Genomic DNA, 20,844 nt, shown 5'->3' with positions numbered 1-20,844 from the left:
AGAACATGGCACTTACCCGCGAACAAATGGCTCAACGCGTCGCCCGCGAAATGCAGGACGGCTACTACGTGAACCTCGGCATCGGCATTCCGACCCTGGTCGCCAACTACATCCCCGAAGGCATGGAAGTCATGCTGCAATCGGAAAACGGCCTGCTCGGCATGGGCCCTTTCCCGACTGAAGACACCATCGATGCCGACATGATCAACGCCGGCAAGCAGACCGTGACCGCGCGTATCGGCGCTTCGATCTTCAGCTCTGCCGAATCCTTCGCAATGATCCGTGGCGGTCATGTCGACCTGACCGTACTTGGCGCCTTCGAAGTGGACGTGCAAGGCAACATCGCCTCATGGATGATCCCCGGCAAACTGGTCAAGGGCATGGGCGGTGCGATGGACCTCGTAGCCGGCGCCGACAACATCATCGTCATCATGACCCACGCCTCCAAGGACGGTGAGTCCAAGTTGCTGAGCCAGTGCAGCCTGCCGCTGACCGGCGCCGGCTGCATCAAGCGCGTCCTGACCGACCTTGCGTACCTGGAAATCGAAAATGGCGCTTTTGTCCTCAAGGAACGCGCACCTGGCGTCAGCGTCGAGGAAATCGTCGCCAAAACCGCTGGTAAACTGATCGTCCCGGATCACGTACCGGAAATGCAGTTCGCTGCCGAGTGAGGAATTCGAAAATGCAAGACGTCGTCATTGTTGCCGCCACGCGTACCGCGATCGGCAGTTTCCAGGGATCGCTGGCCACCGTCTCCGCCGTGGATCTGGGCGCAGCGGTCATCCGCCAGTTGCTTGAGCAGACCGGTCTGGACGGTGCTCAGGTCGATGAAGTGATCATGGGCCAGGTGCTGACCGCCGGCGCCGGCCAGAACCCGGCGCGCCAGTCGGCGATCAAGGCCGGCCTGCCGCACGCCGTACCGGCCATGACCCTGAACAAGGTTTGCGGCTCGGGCCTCAAGGCCCTGCACCTCGGCGCCCAGGCGATCCGTTGCGGCGACGCGGACGTGATCATCGCCGGCGGCCAGGAAAACATGAGTCTGGCCAACTACGTCATGCCGGGCGCGCGCACCGGCCTGCGCATGGGTCACGCGCAAATCGTCGACACCATGATCAGCGATGGCCTGTGGGATGCGTTCAACGATTACCACATGGGCATCACCGCCGAAAACCTGGTCGAGAAGTACGAGATCAGCCGCGAGCAGCAGGACGCCTTCGCTGCCGCGTCGCAACAGAAAGCCGCCGCTGCCATCGAGGCCGGCCGGTTTGTCGATGAAATCACCCCGATCCTGATCCCGCAGCGCAAAGGCGATCCGGTGGCGTTCAAGGTTGACGAGCAGCCACGCGGCGACACCACCGCCGAATCCCTGGCCAAACTGCGTCCGGCTTTCAAGAAGGACGGCAGCGTCACCGCTGGCAACGCCTCTTCGCTGAACGACGGCGCGGCTGCGGTCATTCTGATGAGCGCCGAAAAAGCCAAGGCCCTGGGCCTGCCGGTACTGGCGAAAATCGCTGCCTACGCCAACGCCGGCGTTGACCCGGCGATCATGGGCATCGGCCCGGTGTCGGCCACTCGTCGCTGCCTGGACAAGGCCGGCTGGAGCATCGGCCAGCTCGATCTGATCGAAGCCAACGAAGCCTTCGCCGCGCAATCGCTGGCGGTGGCCAAGGATCTGCAATGGGATCTGGACAAGGTCAACGTCAACGGCGGCGCCATCGCTCTCGGTCACCCGATCGGTGCATCGGGCTGCCGTGTGCTGGTGACTTTGCTGCATGAAATGATCAAGCGTGATGCGAAAAAGGGTCTGGCGACCCTGTGCATCGGCGGCGGTCAAGGCGTGGCCCTGGCGCTGGAACGCGCTTAAACGCAAAGAGCAATAACAGACAGCGGGTGGATCCACGACATCCGCTCGCTGTCTGCCGCAAAAAAACTGTGGGAGCGAGCTTGCTCGCGATGACGGCGGCACAGTCAACATTATTGTTGAATGTAAAGCCACTTTCGCGAGCAAGCTCGCTCCCACTTTGGTTTGAGTTCAGCAATCGAATCAGGCGAACTTCACCAGATTCAGCACCGGCAACGGCCCGCCCGGGAACTGCACCAGTCGCGCACCCACGCTTAACTCGCCCAGATCGATACCGAAGAAGCCGAGCTGATCGATCAGCGTACCCACTTCAGCCTTGGCTTGCGCATCATCCCCGGACAGGAACAACACACGCTTGCCGCCCTCCGACGCCGGATCCGCTTCCAGCAAACGCGCCAGCAAGTGGTTGAACGCCTTGACCACCCGCGCGCCCGGCACCCATTCGGCGAACACTTCGCTGGACGGCCGCCCCTGCAAGTCCACCGGTTTGAACGACGGCGCTTCAATCGAGTTGTTGGCGTCGATGACGATCCGCCCGCCGAAGTCCGGCAGCCCGGCCAGTGCCGTCGGCAATTTCGACCAGTTCACCGCGACCAGCACAATGTCCTGGGCGGCGGCTTCTTCACGGGTAACGGCGCGGGCGGTCGGGCCGAGTTCTGCGACCAGTTCGGCCAGGGTCTCCGGCCCGCGACTGTTGGCGATGACCAACGGGGTGCCCTGACGCGACAAGGCTTTGGCAAACGCTGAACCGATGGCGCCGGCGCCGATGATTCCGATAGTGCTCATGGTGTTCTCCTCAAAGTGGGGTAAGACTCGAAACGAATCTTGCGCTTGCCATTCCCACTTGATTAGCCGGTAATGCCTTAAATGATCTTCAAGCATCGCTATCAGGTCGAACCTATGGAAACCCTTGCCAATCTGGAATCTTTCGTCCGCAGCGCCGAGACCGGCAGTTTCTCCGCCGCCGCACGGTTGCTGGCGCTAACCCCGGCGGCGGTCAGTCGCAACGTGGCGATTCTTGAACGCAACCTCGGCGTGCGGCTGTTTCAGCGCTCGACCCGCAAGCTGTCGCTGACCGAGGCCGGTGAAGGTTTTCTGGCGAGCATCGGCGGCAATCTCGATGCCTTGCAGGCCGCGATTGCGACGGTGGCGACCGAGCGCGGCGAGCCGGCGGGCGTGCTCAAGGTCAGCCTGCCGCCGACGTTCGGCATCGATCACATGCTGCCGCTGCTGCCGGAGTTTCTGGCGCGCTATCCGCTGATTCGCCCGGAATGGCACTTCGAGAATCGTCAGGTGGATTTGATCGCCGAGGGCTACGACGTGGCGATCGGCGGCGGATTCGAACTGACGCCCGGCGTGGTCGCCCGGCCATTGTCGTCCGCCGAAGTGCTCGCGGTGGCGTCGCCGGCGTATCTGGCCGGACGTGCCCTGCCGCAACATCCGGCTGATCTCGCCGATCACCACGGCATCGTCATGCGCGGCCTGCGCACCGGGCGCCTGCGCCAATGGCAGATGCACAACGAAACCGGCGAACAGGCCAGCGCCCTGCTCAACCCGAACATCGTGCTGAATGACCCGATGGCCATGCGCACCGCTGCGCTGTTGGGTCTGGGTGTGACGATGCTGGTGCTGCCCGATGTCAGCGCGCAGATCGAACGCGGTGAGCTGGTGCGGCTGCTGCCCGACTGGCAGTGCGATGCCGGGGCGATTTCGCTGTACTACCCGAGCCGCACCTTGCTGCCGGCCAAGACCCGGGTGTTCATTGATTTTGTGGTCGAGGCGTTTGGCTGATGATCGTAATGATCCCTCCCACGCTTCACGCATGATCGTTCCCACGCTCTGCGTGGGAATGCAGCCGGGGACGCTCTGCGTCCCATTGGAACCCGGAGAGTGGGGCCGATCACGCCGATTACGCCGCCAATTGCAGAATCAGCCAGGCATTCGCCCCGCTGATCACCACAAACAATCCCCACGCTAGCAGGCGCGTCGGCCAGCGATTCACAAACGGCCCCATCAACTGTTTGTCGTTAGTCATGCGAATCAGCGGATACAGCGCAAACGGCAGTTGCAGGCTCAACACCACCTGGCTCAGCACCAGCAACTTGCCCACCGCGCCGTCGCCCATCAGCCACACGCCGATGAATGCCGGGATCAGCGCCAGCCCGCGGGTGATCAGGCGCCGCTGCCAGCAGGGAATCCGCAGGTTCAAATAGCCTTCCATGATCACTTGCCCGGCGATGGTGCCGGTGAAGGTCGAACTCTGCCCCGACGCCAGCAGCGCCACTCCGAACAGCACGCTAGCCAGCGCGCCGCCCACCAGCGGATCGAGCAAATGATAGGCATCCTGGATGTCGACCACGTCGGTATGCCCGGACTGATGAAAGGCAGCCGCCGCGAGAATCAGGATCGCCGCGTTGACCAGCAACGCCAGCGCCAGCGAACCGATGGTGTCGATGCGCGCCAGTTTCACCGCGTCCTGCTTGCTGGCCAGATCCTTGCCGATCAGCCGTGTCTGCACGATCGACGTGTGCAGGTACAGGTTGTGCGGCATGACGGTGGCGCCGAGGATGCCGATGGCCAGGTACAACGGCGCGGCATCGCTGATCGCCGACAGTGACGGTTTGAAGCTTTGGGCGACGTCCGGCCAGTACGGTTTGATCAACAGCAATTCAACAAAGAAGCACGCGCCGATGGTGCCCACCAGCACCAGCATGATCGCCTCCAGCCGGCGGAAACCACGGTTTTGCAGGGCCAGCACCAGCAACGTATCGAATGCGGTCAGGGCGATGCCGAACGTCAGCGAACACCCCAGCAACAGGTGAAACGCCAGCGCGCAGCCGAGTACTTCCGCAAGGTCGGTGGCGATGATCGAGATTTCCGCCAGCACCCATTGCAGCCGCGCCGTCGGAGTGCTGTAGCGTTCGCGGGACAGCTGCGCCAGATCGCGCCCGGTGGCGATGCCCAATCGCGAGCACAGGCATTGCACAACCATGCCCGCCAGACTCGCCAGCAACACCACGAACAACAGGCTGTAGCCGAAGCGCGAACCGGCCTCGATCGCGGTGGCCCAGTTGCCCGGATCCATATAGCCGATCGACACCAGCAAACCGGGGCCGGCAAAGCGCAGCACGCGTTTGAAGAACGAGGCATTGGGATCGACCGGAACACTGCCGGCTACTTCCGGCGGGCAGAACGGCGCGGTGGCGATTTTGGGCAAACTGAATTTCACGCACACATCCAGAAACAAGTCGAAAGACGCAGCTTAGACGTTTCAGTCGACGTGCCCAAGCGCAGATGTGCTGCGTTCAGGGTTTACCGTTGCCAAGCAATTGCTGGCGCAGCTCGGGACTGCGCGTACGCGGGTCGAGCCAGATGTCGAAAAACGCCCGGGCAAACTGCGGATCGTCGATTTCATGCTGCAATTGTTGGCCGACAAAGAACCGCGCACCCTGCCCCGGCAGGTACACCCCGGTGATCCGCGTGCCGGCCTGAACATCAACGAACGATTGCTGCATCTGGGTTTGCCACACGGCCAGTTGCACCGGGCTGAGGGAAGCACCGGCCAGACGCCTGATCTCATCGACGCTGGCCTTCACCAGGTCATCGCGGGAAATGGAGCGCCGGTAGATCAGCTCAAGTGCAAAGGGCTGCCCATCGGCCAGCGGTCGCGCCGCGCTCCACAACCGGGCGTTGTAGACGTCGAAACCGAACACGCTGAAATCGCCGGTGCCGATGATCTGTGCGCCGGGCACCGCGTCCTGCCAACTGGCCCAGGTGGGGGTCAGCAACAAGGCCCACAAGCCGATCCCGCAGCATCCACGCAACACCTTCGGTGTACTGCTCATCGCGGCATCGACTCCGGTAAACCCTGATACTCAGAGCATAGCCCGCTATCGCGCTCGGCATTTTGTATACATCTTTTGCATACAAGTGCAGCAATCCGTTCACGACAATGCTAACGTGGCCCTCATTCAACCCCACGGAGACACCTGCGTGCTGATCCTCAAACTGCTGCTGATTCCCGGTTTTTTGCTGCTGATTTCCCTGGCCGGGAAGCGTTGGGGCCCCAGCGTTGCCGGTTGGCTGTCGGGATTGCCGGTGGTGGTCGGGCCGATTCTGTTTTTCCTCGCCATCGAGCAAGGGCCGGCGTTTGCCGCGCAATCGGCGGTCGCGGCGCTGTCGGCCATGTTTGCGATGATCGCGTTTTGCGTCACTTATGCGCAGGTGGCGCAGCGGGCGAACTGGCCGCTGGCATTGGTGGTTTCGTTATCGGTCTGGGCCGTGCTGGCGTTGATCCTGTCGCTGATACCGGCCTCTCTGCCCTTCTCGATTGCCGCCGCTGCAACTGCCCTTCTCGCCGCGCCATACCTGTTCCCCAAGGTGCAACCGGTGGTCGGTGGCTCGGCGCCGAAGTCGGACAAACTGGTCTGGCGGATGATCGCCGGGGCCGCGTTGACGCTGGTGGTGACGATGCTGGCCAGCACCGTCGGCGAACGCTGGAGCGGTCTGCTCGCGGTGTTCCCGGTGCTCGGCAGCGTGATGGCGGTGTTTTCCCAGCAGACCCGTGGCCCGGCGTTTACCGCCGCGTTGTTGCGGGCGACAGCGACGGGGATGTATTCGTTTTCGGCGTTTTGTCTGGTGCTGGCGCTGACGGTTCCCAATCTGGGTTTCGGCGGTTTCGTGGTGGCCGTGGCCGTTTCGGTGGCGATGCTGGGCGTCACCCGGCAGTTGCTGGCCAAACCCGCGCCGGCACCGTCGCCGAACTGAGCCCGCCCGGACAAACCGCTCTGGAGTGCCGGGTGTGCTCCGTGGGATGATCGCCGCCCAAGCGCGACCATCCCTCGGAGATTCGAATGTCATTGCTTAGCAAGAAAGCCGTCGTCCTGTTGTTGGCGGCGGTGGCCGGTTTCGGCGCCATCAATGCTCAGGCAGCCAAGGCCAAAGAGAAGGCTGTCACCGAGAAGGTCTCGATGCTCGACGGCAAATTCAGTTTTGTCCTGCCCAAGGGCTTTGTCGGCGACCCGCTGCCGGCCGGGCCGACCGGTGCCAAGGGCACCATGTACAGCAACGATGCCACCAAGACTGTGGTCATCGTCGCCGAAAACCAGATTCCCGAAGGCAACAACGTCAAGGACAACGACAGTGCGTTCCTCGACGGCACCGTCTCCGATTTCATCGACGCCCAGCGCAAAGCCCTGCCGGACTTCAACAAACTCAGCGAAAAGAGCCTGACCCAGAAAGGTAACGGCCTGGGCTTGCGTCAGGTCGACAGCACCGCCACCCAGGGCGGCGGCCAGACCCTCAACACCACGTTGCTGGCCGGTTCCGGCACGCGCATGGCGCTGGTCCAGGTGATTTCCCGGGCCAGCGACAAGAGCGGTCACGAGGCATTGGTGAAGACCATCCTCAAGGAAAAGTGATTCTCAGGGATTGAGTTGCTGCAACCAGTCGTTCAAATCCCGAAGCTCGGCCGCGCTGATGCTGTGGCCGACGCCGGGATAGGCATGAAATTGCGGTTTGTACGACAGCTTCTGCAACAACGCATCGGCCTCGGTGCCACCGCTGTACGGCACACGGTCATCTGCCGTGCCGTGGCCGATGAAGATTTCCAGCGGTGGATGCTGCTCTGACTTCAGCTCGCTCTTGAGCACCGGCAACACCCGCCCGCTCAACGCGGCAATGCCACCGACCGCCGCTGGCTGGCGCAACCCGACCTCGTAGGTCATCATCGCGCCCTGGCTGAAACCGATCAGGTACACCTTCTCCGGTTGCGCGTGATATTTCTGCGCCGCAGCGGCGATAAAGGCCCGCAGTTTCTGGCTGCTGGCCTTCAGATCGTCGGTCTCGCCGTTGTAGGCACCTTCGCCTTTCTTGCGAAACCACTGGAAACGCCCTTCCCCCAACGCCATCGGTGCCTGCACCGACAGGTAGTTGTACTGCTTGGGCAGCTGAAATTTCATACCGATCAAGTCTGCTTCGTTGCTGCCATATCCATGCAGGAAAATCACCAGCGGACGCGGTTCGGCGTCCGGGTGCACCTGGGCCAGGTAGTTGAGCGGCAGATCATTTTGCAACGAGGTCTGAGCCTGAACGGCAGTGGACGCCAGCAGCGTCAACAGCGCAAACACCTTCAACATAAGCCTTCCTTCACACAGTGCAGGGTTCGGGGCAGAGCCTAACACTGTCTTTCCAGCTATTGCGGTGCCGCTGACATCGCCATCGCGGGCAAGCCCGCTCCCACAGTGATTGTGCGTACACCTCGAAACCTGTGGGAGCTGGCTTGCCCGCGAAGAGGCCATCAAATTCAGCGAAGATCCTTCAGTCGTTGATCAGCTTCCCGACTCGAATCGGCTCGCGCCCCGCCACTTTCGCCTGCCAGATACCCGGCTGGGTGTAGCGTCCGCGATCGATGGCGAACAACACGCCACTGGTGCCGGCGCGAACGGTGGTCACGCGGTCGTTCAGCGGATCGACCACTTCGAACAGCGCATCGCCGCGCTCGACCCATTCACCGGCATCGCGCAGGAAACTCACCACGCCATGATGCGGTGCGAACAGGTATTCGGTGCCTTCGAACGGCATGCCTTCACAGCATTCGTCCGGCGCTTTCGGCCAATCGCCGCTGATGAAGCCCTGCTCGGCCAGGAAGCCGAGGATAGCCTCGCAATTGGCCTGGGCCTGATCGACGCGGGTGTCGCCCATGCTGCCCAACTCAAGGGTGGTGGCGAGGTTGGCCGGCGGAATCGCCGCGTTCGGGAAGGCCCGAGCCAGGCGCAACCACGGCGAGGAGCAGGATTCGTCGAACGAGCTGCCGCCGGAATCTTCACACAGCAGCGCCACGCCAGCCTTCAGGCGTGCGGCGAGGGATTGCCACTGCGGCCAGTGCTGCGGCAGTGCGTAAATATGAATCGCGGCGTCGAAATCGCAATGCAGATCGAGGGTGATGTCGGCCTCACAGGCGTGGCGCAGCAACAGGCGGTGCAGCGCTTCCAGTTGCGAGGCCGGAGCTGGCAGTTCGTCGAGGACCTGGCCCATGGTCTGGCGGATCAACGCAATGTTGGCTTGGGCATCACTACCCAACTGACTCCCGACGCGCTCGGCCACCGGCGCGCTGAGTTCGACGAAGGAGCGGTTGAAGTTCTTGCCGCTGCCCAGCTCGAAACGCCCCATGTGGCTGCCTTGCAGGTGCTGATCGAGGCCGATCGGGTTGGCCACCGGCACCAGTTCGATCACGCTTTGCAACTGACCGTTGCTTTCCAGCTCGGCCAGGCGCTTTTTCAGTTCCCACGCGGTGCGCATGCCCGGCAGTTCATCGGCGTGCAGGCTGGCCTGGATGTAGACCTTGCGCGGGCCGGCGCCGTAACGGAACACGCTCAGGGAACGTTCGCTGCCCAGGTGGCTCCAGGGCAGAAGATGGTCGATGCGTTGCATGGGGAACTCCGGGAATTCTGTGGTCGTTGCCGGGGCAATGACTGCATTGAAAATGTGCTGACAGGATAAATCACGGGCGAAAAAAAAGTGGCCACCGCGTCAACGGGGCCACTTTTTTCTACGGCGTATTAATGGCCGTACACGTCAAAGTCGAAGTACTTGTCCTGCACTTGCTTGTACTTGCCGTTGGCGCGGATTTCGTTGATGGCGCTGTTGAATTTCTCCGCCAGCTCGGTATCGCCTTTACGCACTGCGATACCGGCGCCGCCGCCGAAGTACTTGGCGTCTTCGTAGGTCGGGCCGACGAATTCGAAGCCTTTGCCGGCGTCGGTTTTCAGGAAGCCGTCGCTCAGGTTGACCGAGTCGGCCAGCATCGCGTCGATACGACCGGAAACCATGTCCAGGTTGGCTTCCTGCTGCGAGCCGTAACGCACCAGCTCGATGCCGGCCGGCACCAGCACTTCGGTGGCGTAACGGTCGTGGGTACTGGCGCGCAGCACGCCGACTTTCTTGCCTTTGAGCTCGACCAGCGGGTCTTTCACACCGGAGCCTGCCTTCATCACAAAGCGCGCCGGGGTATGGTAGTACTTGATGGTGAAATCGACGTTTTTCTTGCGGTCGTCAGTGATGGTCATCGAGGACAGGATCGCGTCGATCTTCTTCACTTTCAGCGCCGGGATCAGGCCGTCGAACTCTTGCTCGACCCAGGTGCATTTGACTTTCATCTGCTCACACAGCGCATCGCCGATGTCCACGTCGAAACCGGCCAGTTTGCCGTCAGGGGTTTTCATCGAGAATGGCGGGTAACCGGCTTCGATACCGATACGGATCGGTTTGGCGTCTTCGGCCACGGCGGTCAGGGACAACATCGACAGTGCCAGGGCACCGAACATAACCAGCTTTTTCATTTATTACTCCCGTGTGCGGAGGCTTTTATTGGCAGCTTTCGATTGTCAGGTTCGGCCTTGGGCTGTGTAGCGCAAAGAAACCGAAGTGGCCGGCAGTCTATGGCGGCGCGCACGGGGCAAATTGTGTTTAAGCGACAAATACTTACAGAAAATCGGCGAGTGCCATCACGTGGGAAAAGTGTGCGCCAGAGCGGTGCAAGGGTTGTAGGACAAAGCCGACAAAAGGTGCCGCCGAAGCGGCAACCCTCCGGCTATCAGCAATCGCAGGCGATCGGTGCGGCGGCGACGCGCGGTGTCGCAACACTCAGCTGAAAGCCTTCATCGAGCCAGCCGGTCACCCCGCCGATCATCTCCTTGACCGGATAACCCAGCGCCGCCAGCTTCACCGCGGCCTTGTTGGCGCCATTGCAGTGAGGGCCGGCGCAATAGACCACGAACAGGGTGTTTTTCGGGTAGTCCGCCAGCCCTTCCGCCGTCAGCAACCGCCCCGGAATATTGATCGCCCCCGGCACGTGACCGCGCTCGAAGGCCAGCGGCCCGCGCACGTCCACCAGCACAAAGTCGACTTCGCCGGATTCCTGGCTGCTGAAGACGTCGGAACAATCGGTTTCGAAGGTCAGACGGTTGCTGAAATGCATCAGGGCAATCGCCGAAGGGGCGGCAGGAATTTCGCGAACCAGGCTGGGCATGTTGAATCACTCCTTTGTCTGTGGGGATGAACAGACTTTATCGAGCCGCCGCTTGCCGCTACAGTGGCGCACAAGACACTCACCGGGAATTTTCCGCCAAATGCCTGATTCACCTGGATTGGTCGCGATTCTGGCCTACGACGGCCTCTGCACATTCGAGTTCGGCATCGCCGTGGAGATCTTCGGCCTGGCCCGGCCGGAGTTCGATTTCCCGTGGTACGAGCACTGCATCGCGGGGGTCGATCAAGGCCCGATGCGCGCCATGGGCGGGATCCAGGTACTGGCGGATGGTGGTTTGGAGCTGCTGGCGGATGCGCGCACCATCATCATTCCCGGCTGGCGCGACCGCAGTGCGCCAGTGCCCGAGGCCTTGCTCGAAGCATTGCGTGATGCCCATTCACGCGGCGCCCGGTTGCTGTCGATCTGCTCGGGCGTGTTTGTGCTGGCCGCCAGCGGCCTGCTCGACGGGCACGGCGCCACCACTCACTGGCGCTACACCTCGGAGCTGGCCGAGCGATTCCCGGCCATCGATGTCGATCCGGACGTGCTTTACGTCGATTCCGGCCAATTGATTACTTCGGCCGGCAGCGCGGCCGGGATCGACGCCTGCCTGCACCTGGTGGCGCGGGACTTCGGCACCCAGATCGCCAACTCGGTGGCGCGACGGCTGGTGATGTCGCCGCAGCGCACCGGCGGTCAGGCGCAATTCATTCCGACACCGGTCAGCCCAACGCCGCGCAGCGACCTGTCGCGCGTGATGCAGTGGGCCCGCGAGCGCCTGCACGAACCGCTGGAAGTGCGCGATCTGGCCAGCGAAGCGGCGATGAGCGAACGCACCTTCCTGCGCAAATTTACCGAAGCCAGCGGCCAGTCACCCAAGGCCTGGCTGCAACACGAGCGTCTGGCCCGGGCCCGGGAATTACTGGAAAGCACACCGCAGAACACCGAGCAGATCGCCCTGCGCTGTGGCTATCGCTCGGTGGAAAGCTTTCGTGTGGCGTTTCGCAGCGTGGTCGGGGTGCCGCCGTCGGTGTATCGCGAGCGCTTCGGTCGCGAGATCAAGGCTTGCGCAACAGATAAGTGTCCATGATCCAGCCATGCTCGGCCCGGGCAGCCTTGCGCACCCGTTCGATCTCATCGGCAACGTCGCCGAGCTTGCCATGGATGAGGATTTCGTCCGGCGTGCCGAGGTAGGCACCCCAGTAAATCTCTGTCTCCTGATCCGCCACCTGGTGGTAGGAATCTTCAGCGTCGAGCATCACCACCAGACTGTCCGTGTCACTCACCTGCCCCGCCGCCAGGCGCCGGCCGGTGGTGATTTCAATCGAGCGGCCGATGGTGTTCAACGGCACCTTGTGTTGTGCCGCCAGGGCCTGAACGCTGGTGATGCCGGGAATGACTTCAAATTCAAACTCACATCGCCCCGAAGCCAGAATCGCCTGCAGGATGCGAATGGTGCTGTCGTACAGCGCCGGATCGCCCCACACCAGAAAACCGCCGCACTGCCCGTCAGCCAATTCGTCATTGATCAGCCGTTCGAAGGTTTGTTGCTTGGCGCGGTTCAGATCATCGACGCTTGCGCTGTAGTCCACACCGCGCTCGCGCTCAGGGCTGTGGGCTTCGGCGAAACGGTAGGTACGATCGGTGATGTAGCGCTCACAGATTTCTCGCCGCAGGTCGATCAGCTTGTCCTTGCTCTGGCCCTTGTCCATCAGGAAAAACACGTCCACCCGGTTCAACGCCTTCACCGCCTGCATCGTGATGTAGTCCGGGTTGCCGGCACCGATGCCGATCACCAGCAATCGCTTCATTACTCTGCTCCTTCCAGATTCATGCCGGACAAGCGTAGCCGCCAGCGCCCGGTAAACCGCAGATCGACCACCGCCAGCGGCTCGACGTCGATGCTGTGAAACGCCTCGCCCTGCACGACCTGCATCAACGCAGCACGAATCACGAACGGATGGGTGATCGCCACCACGTGTCCCTGCGTGGCTTGCAGTGAAACCAGCCACGCAGCCACCCGTTCACGCAGTTGCGCCACCGACTCACCGCCATGGGGTGCGGCGTGCGGATCTTCGAGCCAGGCTTGCAATGCCTCGGGTTCGTTTCGTTGCAAATCCTTGATCGACTGACCCTGCCAGCGTCCCCAGTCGCAATCACGCAGGGCCTCGTCGATGCGTACCTCAGGGCCAAACCACGCCGCCGTCTGGCGGGTGCGCAGCTCCGGGCCGCAAATCAGGCGCGAAGCGGAGTCGAAACGCGAAGCCAGCGAGCAGGACGCCAGCGCCGTTTCTTCAACAGCTTCGTTCGTAGGAAAACACGCCAATTTTTGTGCGACTGTTCTGGCATGGCAGATCAATGTCAAACGGGTGGTCTGCACGGGAAGTCACTCGGCTGGAAAACAGGACGGTCATCGGCGTAATCGCGGATAGAGCGGCAATTGTGCCGTAAACCGGGATGCTCCGGGCAAGTCGATTGGGTGATCCGAGCGTGTGAAAGCGGCAATGTCTGACACCGTAATGGGCAATGGACTACAAGACTGATCGACATCCGTGTAACCCTTGCGTTACGGGCTTCCCGCCCCATTTTGGGGCTTGGTTTAAACGCCGAAAAATTCGCTAGACATGTAGCGTCAGTTACATAAATACTGTTTTAACGGATTGTGAAGCGAATTCAACACCCCATCCAGCAGGAGCCCGGATGCCCCCTTTAAGAGACCTGATCACCGACCCCGGCCTTGACCTGACGCCGTCGGAGCGCAAAGTCGTTCGCGCCTTGCTCGATCAGTATCCACGCAATGGGCTTGGCCCGATGGCGCGCCTGGCCGAACATGCCGGCGTCAGCGATCCAACTATAGTGCGCCTGGTGAAAAAGCTCGGTTTCGGCGGTTATGCCGAATTCCAGGACGCCCTGCTCAGCGACATGGACCATCGCCTGCGCTCGCCGCGCACCCTGTTGCAGCCACGCTCGCATCAGAATAAAGACGATGCCTGGAGCCATTATCTGGCTCACAGCCACAACCTGCTGGCCGAAACCCAGGCCCTGACTCAACCGGAAGATGTGCGAATTCTGGCCGACTGGCTGCTCGACACCCGGCATCAGGTGTACTGCTTCGGCGGGCGCTTCAGCAGCCTGATGGCGACTTACCTGCTCAATCATTTGCGCCTGCTGCGCCCCGGCTGCTTTGCGCTGGAAGACAACGCGCAACTGCCGGATCGCCTGTTCGACCTGCAACGTCAGGATGTGGTGCTGGTGTTCGACTATCGCCGCTACCAGACCCAGGCCCTGCGCGTGGCGAGCGCGGCGAAGAACAACAACGCCCGCGTCGTGCTGTTCACCGACATCTATGCCTCGCCGCTGCGCGAACTGGCCGACATGATCATCAGCGCTCCGGTGGAGTCGGCCTCGCCGTTCGACACCATGGTCCCGGCGCTGGCCCAGGTCGAGGCATTGATTGCCTGCCTGACCCTGCGTTGCCCGGACCTGGCCGATCGCCTGGAAGGCATCGATGCCCTGCGCAACGACTTCGACACCCATTTGCTGGAGGATAAATAAGGATGTTCAGCCTTCCCCATCGCTCGCCACGGGACCTGCCGTTTGTCACCGATCACACCGCCCTGTTGCTGGTGGACATGCAGCGCGCCTGGCTCGAACCACAGTTCGACCCGCACCTCGAAGGCCCGGACGCCGCGTACTTCCTCAACCGCACGCGCTCGCAAGTGGTGCCCAATCAGCTCCGATTGCTCAACGCCTTCCGCGAGGCACGACAGAACGTGCTGCACACCCTGATCGAAAGCCTGACCGCCGACGGCCGCGATCGCTCGCTGGATCACAAGCTGTCGGACATGCACCTGCCCAAGGGCAGCCCGCAGGCTCAGGTCATTGCTGAACTGACCCCGGTGGAAAACGAAATCGTGCTGCCGAAGACTTCGTCCGGGGTCTTCAACTCGACCAACATCGACTACGTGCTGCGCAACCTTGAAACCCGTCACCTGATCATCGCCGGCATCGTCACCGACCAATGCGTGGACATGGCCGTGCGTGACGCCGCCGACCGTGGCTACCTCGTCACTCTGGTGGCGGACGCCTGCGCGACGTACACCGAAGCACGCCACGACGCCTGTCTGAATGCGATCAAGGGCTACTGCTGGATCACCGACACCGACACCGTGCTCGGCCGGTTGCAGGAGATGCAGCCATGAGCGAACGCCTGTCGCCGTTGCCGATGACCACCATCGTCACCACCGACCTGATCGGCGTCACCCGTGGCCGTTCGTTTCCCACCGATGAGCTGGACCATTATCAGGCCGCCGGTTGTGGTTGGGTGCCGGCCAACAGCGCGCTGACGCCGCAGGACATCATCGCGTCGACCAGCCCGTGGGGCGCTTATGGCGACCTGCGGCTGATTCCCGATCTGGCCAGCCGCGTCACCGTCAGCAACGGCCCGGACGCTGCAGCGCCAGCGCTGGATTTCATCCATGGCGATATCCGCGAAACCGATGGCCGGCCGTGGGCCGCCTGCCCGCGCACCCTGTTGCGCAACGAGGTCGAGCGCTATCGCGATGAGCTCGGCTTGCAGGTCAACGCAGCGTTCGAACACGAATTCAATCTGCACGCCGGGTTTGCCGAACACCGGGCTTTCTCGCTGGAAGCCCAGCGCCAGGGCGCCGAATTCGGTGGCTGGCTGCTCAGTGCGTTGCGCGCCGGTGGCGTCGAGCCGGAAATGTTCCTGCCCGAATACGGCAAGCATCAATACGAAATCACCTGCCGCCCAACCCTAGGCGTGGCGGCGGCGGATCGCGCGGTCAACGTGCGCGAGATCACCCGCGAAATCGCCCGGCAGATGGGTCTGGATCTGAGCTTTGCGCCAAAAACCGCTGCCGACGCGGTGTGCAACGGCGTGCACCTGCACATCAGCCTCCTCGATCTGGCCGGTCAGCCAATGCTTTACGACGCCGGCACCAGCAATGGTCTGTCGACCCTCGGCCAGCACTGGGCGGCGGGCGTGCTGCATTACTTGCCGGCACTGTGTGCGTTCACTGCACCGACGTCGGTGTCGTATGAGCGCTTGCAGCCGCATCACTGGAGCGCGTCCTACGCCTGTCTGGGCCAGCAGAACCGCGAAGCGGCGCTGCGCATCTGCCCGACCGTGAGCCTGGGCAACAAGCCCGTGGCGAAGCAATACAACCTGGAATTCCGCGCCATGGACGCCACCGCCTCGCCGCATCTGGCAATGGCCGCGCTGCTGATCGCCGGACGCCTGGGGATCGAGCAACGTCTGGCGCTGAACGCGATCACCGATGAAATCCCTGATTCACTCAACGACGAACAACGCAAGGCCCGGGGCATCGTTGCCCTGCCCGCCTCCCTGGCCCAGGCACTGGATTGCCTGCGTCGCAGTGAAGCGCTGGTCGAAGCGCTGCCAAGCGCGTTGCTCGAGACTTTTTTCGCCCTTAAAACCGAGGAACTGGCGCTGACGGAACAGCTCTCGCCCGCTGACCTTTGTGAGCACTATGCACGCCTGTACTGAATCCGCCGAGCTTGGGTTGTACACCCGACCGGTCTACAACCTGAGCCGTGAAGATTCGACGCACCCACTGATTCTGGTGTGCGAACACGCCAGCCGCTACATCCCCGAGGCCCTGAACAATCTGGGCCTGGATGACACGGCCGCGCGCGAACACATCGCCTGGGACATCGGTGCCCTGGCGCTGGCCGAGCAACTGTCGGAGCAGCTGGGTGCGACGCTGCTGAGCGCCAACTATTCGCGCCTGCTGATCGACCTCAACCGCCCCCGGCATGCACCCGACAGCATCCCGGCGCAAAGCGAGATCTATCAGGTGCCGGGTAACCGCGAGCTCGACGAAGCCACCCGCGAATACCGGCGCCAGTGCCTGTTCAAGCCGTTTCACACACGGCTGCAACAACTGATCGATGCACGTCTGGCCGAAGGTCGGCCGGTGCGGGTGGTAGGGATTCACAGTTTTACCCCGGTGTACTACGGCCAGCCGCGCGAGCTGGAAGTCGGCGTGCTGTTCGGTCAGGCCCGGGCCTATGCCCAGCGGATGCTCGACGCTCTGGAACGACACCCGCTGAAAGTCGCCGGCAACCAGCCGTACAGGATCGACCCGCTGGGCGACATGACCGTACCGGTGCACGGCGATGCCCGGGGCCTGGAGTCGGTGTTGATCGAAGTGCGCAACGACCTGCTGCGCAGCCCGGAAGCGGTGACCCGCTGGGCAGATTATCTGGCTCCATTGCTGTAAGGATTGATGTAACCACTGCTGACGCTGTAAACGACGGACCGATATAACAACTAAAACGACCGATTGGCTGACAAGGAGTTGCGCTTCATGGAAATAGAAGAGTTCGGCTACAAACAGGAGTTGAAACGTAGCCTGACACTGACCGACCTGGTGGTGTACGGGATGATCTTCATGATCCCCATCGCCCCGTTCGGCGTGTATGGCTACGTCAACGCCGAGGCACCGGGGATGGTGCCTCTGGCTTACATCATCGGCATGGTGGCGATGGTCTTCACCGCGCTGAGTTACGGCAGCATGGCCCGGGCCTTTCCGATTGCCGGATCGGTTTATTCCTACGCGCAACGGGGCCTGAATCAACACGTCGGCTTCATCGCCGGCTGGCTGATGCTGCTCGACTATCTGCTGATTCCGCCGCTGCTTTACGTGTATGCGGCGATGGCGCTCAACCATTTGTATCCGGACATCCCGAAAGTCGGCTTCATTCTGGCGTTTCTGGTCAGCGCCACGTTCGTCAACCTGCGTGGCATCACCTTTACCGCTCGCATGAACATTGTGTTCCTGCTGGCGCAGTTGGTCGTGCTGGGGATTTTCCTGTTCTACGCCTGGAACGCCCTGCACAACGGTGGCGGCAACGGCCAGTTGACCCTGGCGCCGCTGTATCACCCGGAAACCTTCAACTTCGCCCTGCTGATGCAAGCGGTGTCAATTGCGGTGCTGTCGTTCCTCGGCTTCGATGCGATCTCCACCCTCGCCGAAGAGATCAAGGGCGATCCGGGCCGCAGCGTCGGCAAAGCTGCGTTGATCACACTGGTAGTGATGGGGGTGATTTTCGTCGCGCAAACCTGGATCGCTACCGATCTGGCAGCGGGCATGGGCTTCAAGTCCGCCGACACCGCGTTCTATGAAATCGCCGAAATCGCAGCTGGCAGCTGGCTCGCAACCTTGACCGGTGTAGCCACGGCCCTGGCCTGGGGTGTGGCGGTGGCGATCACTTCGCAAGCGGCGGTCTCGCGCCTGCTGTTCGGCATGGCCCGCGACGGCAAGCTGCCGAAAGTGCTGGCCAAGGTGCACCCGAAACACAACACGCCGTACCTGAGCATTTATCTGGTGGCCGTGCTGTCGCTGGTGATCTGCTACCTGTTCATCAATTCGGTGGACACCCTGACTTCGCTGGTCAACTTCGGCGCCCTGAGCGGCTTCATGCTGCTGCACCTGACCGTGATCAACTACTACTGGCGCCGGCAGAAATCCGGGCAGGTGATCCGTCACCTGATCTGCCCGGTGATCGGCTTCATCATCGTCGCGGCCATCATGTACAACATGGGCGTCGATGCACAGAAACTCGGCCTGATCTGGATCGCACTGGGTCTGGTGTACCTGTTCTTCCTGAACAAGCTCGGCGCCAGTACCGCGCTGCCTGACCCGAGCAATGGCTGACAAGAAAAAGAGCGGCGTCTGACAACAAATCAGGCGACCGCCGCTTTAACGCGTGGAAACCGACAGTGATAGTCAGGTTCGGCGAATGGGCCGAACCTTTTGATACAGGAGTGCATCCATGCTGGTCTTACGTCCAGTCGAGCCAAACGACCTGCCTCAATTGCAACAATTGGCGCGCGACAGCCTGGTGGGCGTCACATCCCTGCCGGACGACAGCGAACGCCTGGGCGAAAAAATCGCCGCGTCCTGCGCCTCGTTCGACAGCGATGCGGCGGCTCAGGGCCCGGAGAACTACTTCTTCGTGCTGGAAGACATCGACAGCCATCGACTGGTCGGCTGCTCGGAAATCCTCGCCACCGCAGGTTTCAACGAGCCGTTCTACAGCCTGCGCAACCGCCACTTCACCAGTGCCTCGCGAGAGCTGAACATCGAACACGGCGTGCCGGCGCTGTCGCTGTGTCACGACCTGAGCGGGCATACGCTGCTGCGCGGTTTTCACATCGACGCAGCGCTGGTGCGCACGCCTTTTTCCGAATTGCTGTCGCGGGCACGGCTGCTGTTCATCGCCGCCCACGCGCCGCGATTTGCCGAAGCGGTGATCACCGAAATCGTCGGTTACAGCGACGAACAAGGCCATTCACCGTTCTGGGATGCGCTGGGCAAACATTTCTTCGACCTGCCCTACGTCGAGGCCGAACGCCTGTGCGGTTTGCAGAGCCGTACGTTTCTCGCCGAACTGATGCCGCAATACCCGATCTACGTGCCGATGCTGCCGCAAGCCGCGCAGGACTGCATCGGCCGCATCCACCCGGACGGTCAGGAAGCCTTCGACATCCTCGAGCGCGAGGGTTTTGAAACCAACAGCTACATCGATCTGTTCGATGCCGGCCCGACCTTGTATGCCCGCACCGCCAACATCCGTTCGATCGCGCAGAGCCAGACAGTCACGGTTCAGGAGGAACCGCTGATCGATGCTCGCGGTCGCTATCTGGTGAGCAACGATGCTCTGCATGGCTTTCGGGCGGTGGTCACCGAGCTGGATTTCCAGCCCGGTCAGCCCCTGGGGCTTGACCCGGCCCTGTGCGCGGCGCTGAACGTCCGCGCTGGCGGCACGATCCGGTTGATCGCCCTGTGAACCGCGCCCCTACCCAACGACAGTGCCCGAGCAGGCGCGCAAAAGGAGTTGCAGCATGATTGTCCGTCCGGTTCAAGTCAGCGACCTGCCAGCGTTGATGACGCTGGTGCAACAGGCCGGGCCGGGGTTCACCACCCTGCCCGCCAACGAAGATCGCCTGGCCCACCGGGTACGCTGGGCACAGCGCGCCTTCGCCGAGCAGGTCGAACGGGCCGATGCCGATTACCTGTTCGTGCTTGAAGACGACGAGCAGCGAGTGGTCGGGGTCAGCGCCCTGGCCGGGGCCGTCGGCCTGCGTGAGCCCTGGTACAACTATCGGGTCGGGCTGACCGTCAGCTCGGCGCCGGACCTGGGTATTCAACGGCAGATCCCGACGCTGTTCCTCAACAACGAACTGACCGGCCAATCGGAACTGTGCTCGCTGTTCCTGCGCCATGACCAGCGCCACGGCAGCAATGGACGCTTGCTGTCGCTGGGGCGCTTGCTGTTTGTCGCCGAATTCCCGCACCTGTTCGGCGAGAAGATGATCGCCGAACTGCGCGGCAGTGCCGACGAGCAAGGCTGTTCACCGTTCTGGGACAGTCTGGGCCGGCACTTCTTCCAGATGGACTTCAGCCACGCCGACCACCTGTCCGGACTGGGCAATAAAGCGTTTATCGCCGAACTGATGCCACGTCAGCCGCTGTACACCTGCCTGCTCACCGAACAGGCCCAGGCCGTGATCGGTCAGGCCCACCCCAATACCGAACCGGCACTGAAAATCCTTCAGTCCGAGGGTTTCTCTCACAAAGGCTATATCGACATCTTCGACGGTGGCCCGGTGATCGAAGCACCGATCCGCAGCATCCGCACCGTGCGCGACAGCCTGGAACTGACCCTGAGCATCGGCACCCCGGACGATCAGGCGCCGCTGTGGTTGATCCACAATCGGCGCCTGGAAAACTGCCGCATCACCGTCGCGCCGGGCCGTCGGGTCGGCAGCAGTCTGGTGATCGACCGCCTCACCGCCAAACGCCTGCAATTGCAGCCGGGCAACTCGGTGCGGGCGGTGCCGCTGCCCAATCAACAGCAGCAGGCGGTGGCGGCCTGAGCGCCTCTGCCTGCAACAAGAAAGCCT

General features: G+C 62.3%; 22 protein-coding genes. 13 read left to right on the top strand and 9 right to left on the bottom strand.

The genetic code is table 11. The features are described from left to right. The first annotated feature begins 5 nt into the window (after nucleotides 1-5). Together K5E37_RS21620 and K5E37_RS21615 are read left to right on the top strand one after the other, a co-directional pair. The gene (locus tag K5E37_RS21620; protein WP_007956272.1) at nucleotides 6-671 is read left to right on the top strand and encodes a CoA transferase subunit B; all 666 of its coding nucleotides are present in this window, start codon (nucleotides 6-8) and stop codon (nucleotides 669-671) included. A gap of 11 nt (nucleotides 672-682) precedes the next feature. Continuing rightward, nucleotides 683-1,864, top strand: a complete 1,182-nt coding sequence (locus tag K5E37_RS21615) for an acetyl-CoA C-acetyltransferase (RefSeq protein WP_007956270.1) — start codon at nucleotides 683-685, stop codon at nucleotides 1,862-1,864. A 180-nt stretch (nucleotides 1,865-2,044) separates the two neighbouring features. On the opposite strand, the gene K5E37_RS21610 is transcribed toward K5E37_RS21615, so the two are convergent. Continuing rightward, nucleotides 2,045-2,743, bottom strand: a complete 699-nt coding sequence (locus K5E37_RS21610; RefSeq protein ID WP_408980468.1) for an NADPH-dependent F420 reductase — start codon at nucleotides 2,741-2,743, stop codon at nucleotides 2,045-2,047. Between the two features lie 18 nt (nucleotides 2,744-2,761). On the opposite strand from K5E37_RS21610, the gene K5E37_RS21605 reads away from it, so the two are divergent. Next, on the top strand, nucleotides 2,762-3,652 hold the full coding sequence (locus tag K5E37_RS21605; RefSeq protein ID WP_221535114.1) for a LysR family transcriptional regulator: 891 nt from the start codon (nucleotides 2,762-2,764) through the stop codon (nucleotides 3,650-3,652). 118 nt (nucleotides 3,653-3,770) lie between these two features. Here the strand turns inward: K5E37_RS21605 and K5E37_RS21600 are convergent, their stop codons facing one another. Both K5E37_RS21600 and K5E37_RS21595 read right to left on the bottom strand, forming a co-directional pair. Next, complete coding sequence (locus tag K5E37_RS21600) at nucleotides 3,771-5,069, bottom strand: Nramp family divalent metal transporter (protein WP_408980476.1); 1,299 nt, start codon at nucleotides 5,067-5,069, stop codon at nucleotides 3,771-3,773. Between the two features lie 97 nt (nucleotides 5,070-5,166). Continuing rightward, nucleotides 5,167-5,706 carry a chalcone isomerase family protein gene (locus tag K5E37_RS21595; RefSeq protein ID WP_221535097.1) on the bottom strand — a complete coding sequence of 180 codons (540 nt, stop codon included), beginning with the start codon at nucleotides 5,704-5,706 and terminating at the stop codon, nucleotides 5,167-5,169. A gap of 148 nt (nucleotides 5,707-5,854) precedes the next feature. Here K5E37_RS21595 and K5E37_RS21590 point away from each other — a divergent pair, with 148 nt between their 5' ends. Together K5E37_RS21590 and K5E37_RS21585 are read left to right on the top strand one after the other, a co-directional pair. Further along, the gene (locus K5E37_RS21590) at nucleotides 5,855-6,628 is read left to right on the top strand and encodes a hypothetical protein (RefSeq protein ID WP_127797602.1); all 774 of its coding nucleotides are present in this window, start codon (nucleotides 5,855-5,857) and stop codon (nucleotides 6,626-6,628) included. Between the two features lie 86 nt (nucleotides 6,629-6,714). Then, the gene (locus K5E37_RS21585; RefSeq protein ID WP_085748241.1) at nucleotides 6,715-7,281 is read left to right on the top strand and encodes a hypothetical protein; all 567 of its coding nucleotides are present in this window, start codon (nucleotides 6,715-6,717) and stop codon (nucleotides 7,279-7,281) included. 3 nt (nucleotides 7,282-7,284) lie between these two features. On the opposite strand, the gene K5E37_RS21580 is transcribed toward K5E37_RS21585, so the two are convergent. From K5E37_RS21580 to K5E37_RS21565, 4 genes are all read right to left on the bottom strand, one after another. Continuing rightward, the gene (locus tag K5E37_RS21580) at nucleotides 7,285-7,998 is read right to left on the bottom strand and encodes an alpha/beta hydrolase (RefSeq protein ID WP_221535096.1); all 714 of its coding nucleotides are present in this window, start codon (nucleotides 7,996-7,998) and stop codon (nucleotides 7,285-7,287) included. A 181-nt stretch (nucleotides 7,999-8,179) separates the two neighbouring features. After that, entirely contained in the window at nucleotides 8,180-9,292 is a 1,113-nt protein-coding gene (locus tag K5E37_RS21575) for a succinylglutamate desuccinylase/aspartoacylase family protein (protein WP_221535095.1), read from the bottom strand. Between the two features lie 128 nt (nucleotides 9,293-9,420). Continuing rightward, the gene (locus K5E37_RS21570; protein WP_221535094.1) at nucleotides 9,421-10,200 is read right to left on the bottom strand and encodes an ABC transporter substrate-binding protein; all 780 of its coding nucleotides are present in this window, start codon (nucleotides 10,198-10,200) and stop codon (nucleotides 9,421-9,423) included. Between the two features lie 254 nt (nucleotides 10,201-10,454). Then, on the bottom strand, nucleotides 10,455-10,889 hold the full coding sequence (locus tag K5E37_RS21565; RefSeq protein ID WP_085607595.1) for a rhodanese-like domain-containing protein: 435 nt from the start codon (nucleotides 10,887-10,889) through the stop codon (nucleotides 10,455-10,457). Nucleotides 10,890-10,989: 100 nt separating this feature from the next. Here K5E37_RS21565 and ftrA point away from each other — a divergent pair, with 100 nt between their 5' ends. Beyond that, entirely contained in the window at nucleotides 10,990-11,979 is a 990-nt protein-coding gene (gene ftrA / locus K5E37_RS21560) for a transcriptional regulator FtrA (RefSeq protein WP_221535093.1), read from the top strand. Here the strand turns inward: ftrA and cobF are convergent. Together cobF and K5E37_RS21550 are read right to left on the bottom strand one after the other, a co-directional pair. Next, the gene (gene cobF / locus K5E37_RS21555; protein WP_221535092.1) at nucleotides 11,948-12,700 is read right to left on the bottom strand and encodes a precorrin-6A synthase (deacetylating); all 753 of its coding nucleotides are present in this window, start codon (nucleotides 12,698-12,700) and stop codon (nucleotides 11,948-11,950) included. The two genes, ftrA and cobF, sit on opposite strands and share 32 nt — an antisense overlap. Further along, on the bottom strand, nucleotides 12,700-13,269 hold the full coding sequence (locus tag K5E37_RS21550) for a histidine phosphatase family protein (protein ID WP_085607601.1): 570 nt from the start codon (nucleotides 13,267-13,269) through the stop codon (nucleotides 12,700-12,702). The genes cobF and K5E37_RS21550 overlap by 1 nt, the downstream gene beginning before the upstream one ends. A gap of 320 nt (nucleotides 13,270-13,589) precedes the next feature. Between K5E37_RS21550 and K5E37_RS21545 the strand changes: the two genes are divergently transcribed. The 7 genes from K5E37_RS21545 to astA all read left to right on the top strand — a co-directional run bounded on the left by K5E37_RS21545 (nucleotide 13,590) and on the right by astA (nucleotide 20,817). Further along, nucleotides 13,590-14,444: a MurR/RpiR family transcriptional regulator gene (locus K5E37_RS21545; RefSeq protein ID WP_007956246.1), complete on the top strand. Its 855-nt coding sequence runs from the start codon at nucleotides 13,590-13,592 to the stop codon at nucleotides 14,442-14,444. 2 nt (nucleotides 14,445-14,446) lie between these two features. Further along, nucleotides 14,447-15,091 carry an isochorismatase family cysteine hydrolase gene (locus tag K5E37_RS21540; RefSeq protein ID WP_221535091.1) on the top strand — a complete coding sequence of 215 codons (645 nt, stop codon included), beginning with the start codon at nucleotides 14,447-14,449 and terminating at the stop codon, nucleotides 15,089-15,091. Continuing rightward, a complete protein-coding gene (locus K5E37_RS21535) occupies nucleotides 15,088-16,419 on the top strand; it encodes a glutamine synthetase family protein (RefSeq protein WP_221535090.1) in 1,332 nt (443 codons plus the stop codon). Before K5E37_RS21540 ends, K5E37_RS21535 begins: the two co-directional genes overlap by 4 nt. Then, nucleotides 16,403-17,155 (top strand): N-formylglutamate amidohydrolase, encoded by a 753-nt coding sequence (locus tag K5E37_RS21530; RefSeq protein ID WP_221535089.1) that lies wholly within the window; start codon nucleotides 16,403-16,405, stop codon nucleotides 17,153-17,155. The genes K5E37_RS21535 and K5E37_RS21530 overlap by 17 nt, the downstream gene beginning before the upstream one ends. A gap of 87 nt (nucleotides 17,156-17,242) precedes the next feature. Next, nucleotides 17,243-18,592, top strand: a complete 1,350-nt coding sequence (locus K5E37_RS21525; RefSeq protein ID WP_011333496.1) for an APC family permease — start codon at nucleotides 17,243-17,245, stop codon at nucleotides 18,590-18,592. Nucleotides 18,593-18,710: 118 nt separating this feature from the next. Further along, nucleotides 18,711-19,727 (top strand): arginine N-succinyltransferase, encoded by a 1,017-nt coding sequence (locus K5E37_RS21520; RefSeq protein ID WP_085607611.1) that lies wholly within the window; start codon nucleotides 18,711-18,713, stop codon nucleotides 19,725-19,727. A gap of 55 nt (nucleotides 19,728-19,782) precedes the next feature. Continuing rightward, entirely contained in the window at nucleotides 19,783-20,817 is a 1,035-nt protein-coding gene (gene astA / locus K5E37_RS21515) for an arginine N-succinyltransferase (protein ID WP_221535088.1), read from the top strand. The last annotated feature ends 27 nt before the right edge of the window (nucleotides 20,818-20,844 follow it).

This window comes from Pseudomonas sp. RIT778 (assembly GCF_019718735.1).
Taxonomy (GTDB): domain Bacteria; phylum Pseudomonadota; class Gammaproteobacteria; order Pseudomonadales; family Pseudomonadaceae; genus Aquipseudomonas; species Aquipseudomonas aphyarum.
Note: the sequence above shows the minus strand (reverse complement) of the source record. Positions and strands in the feature narration are given on the sequence as shown.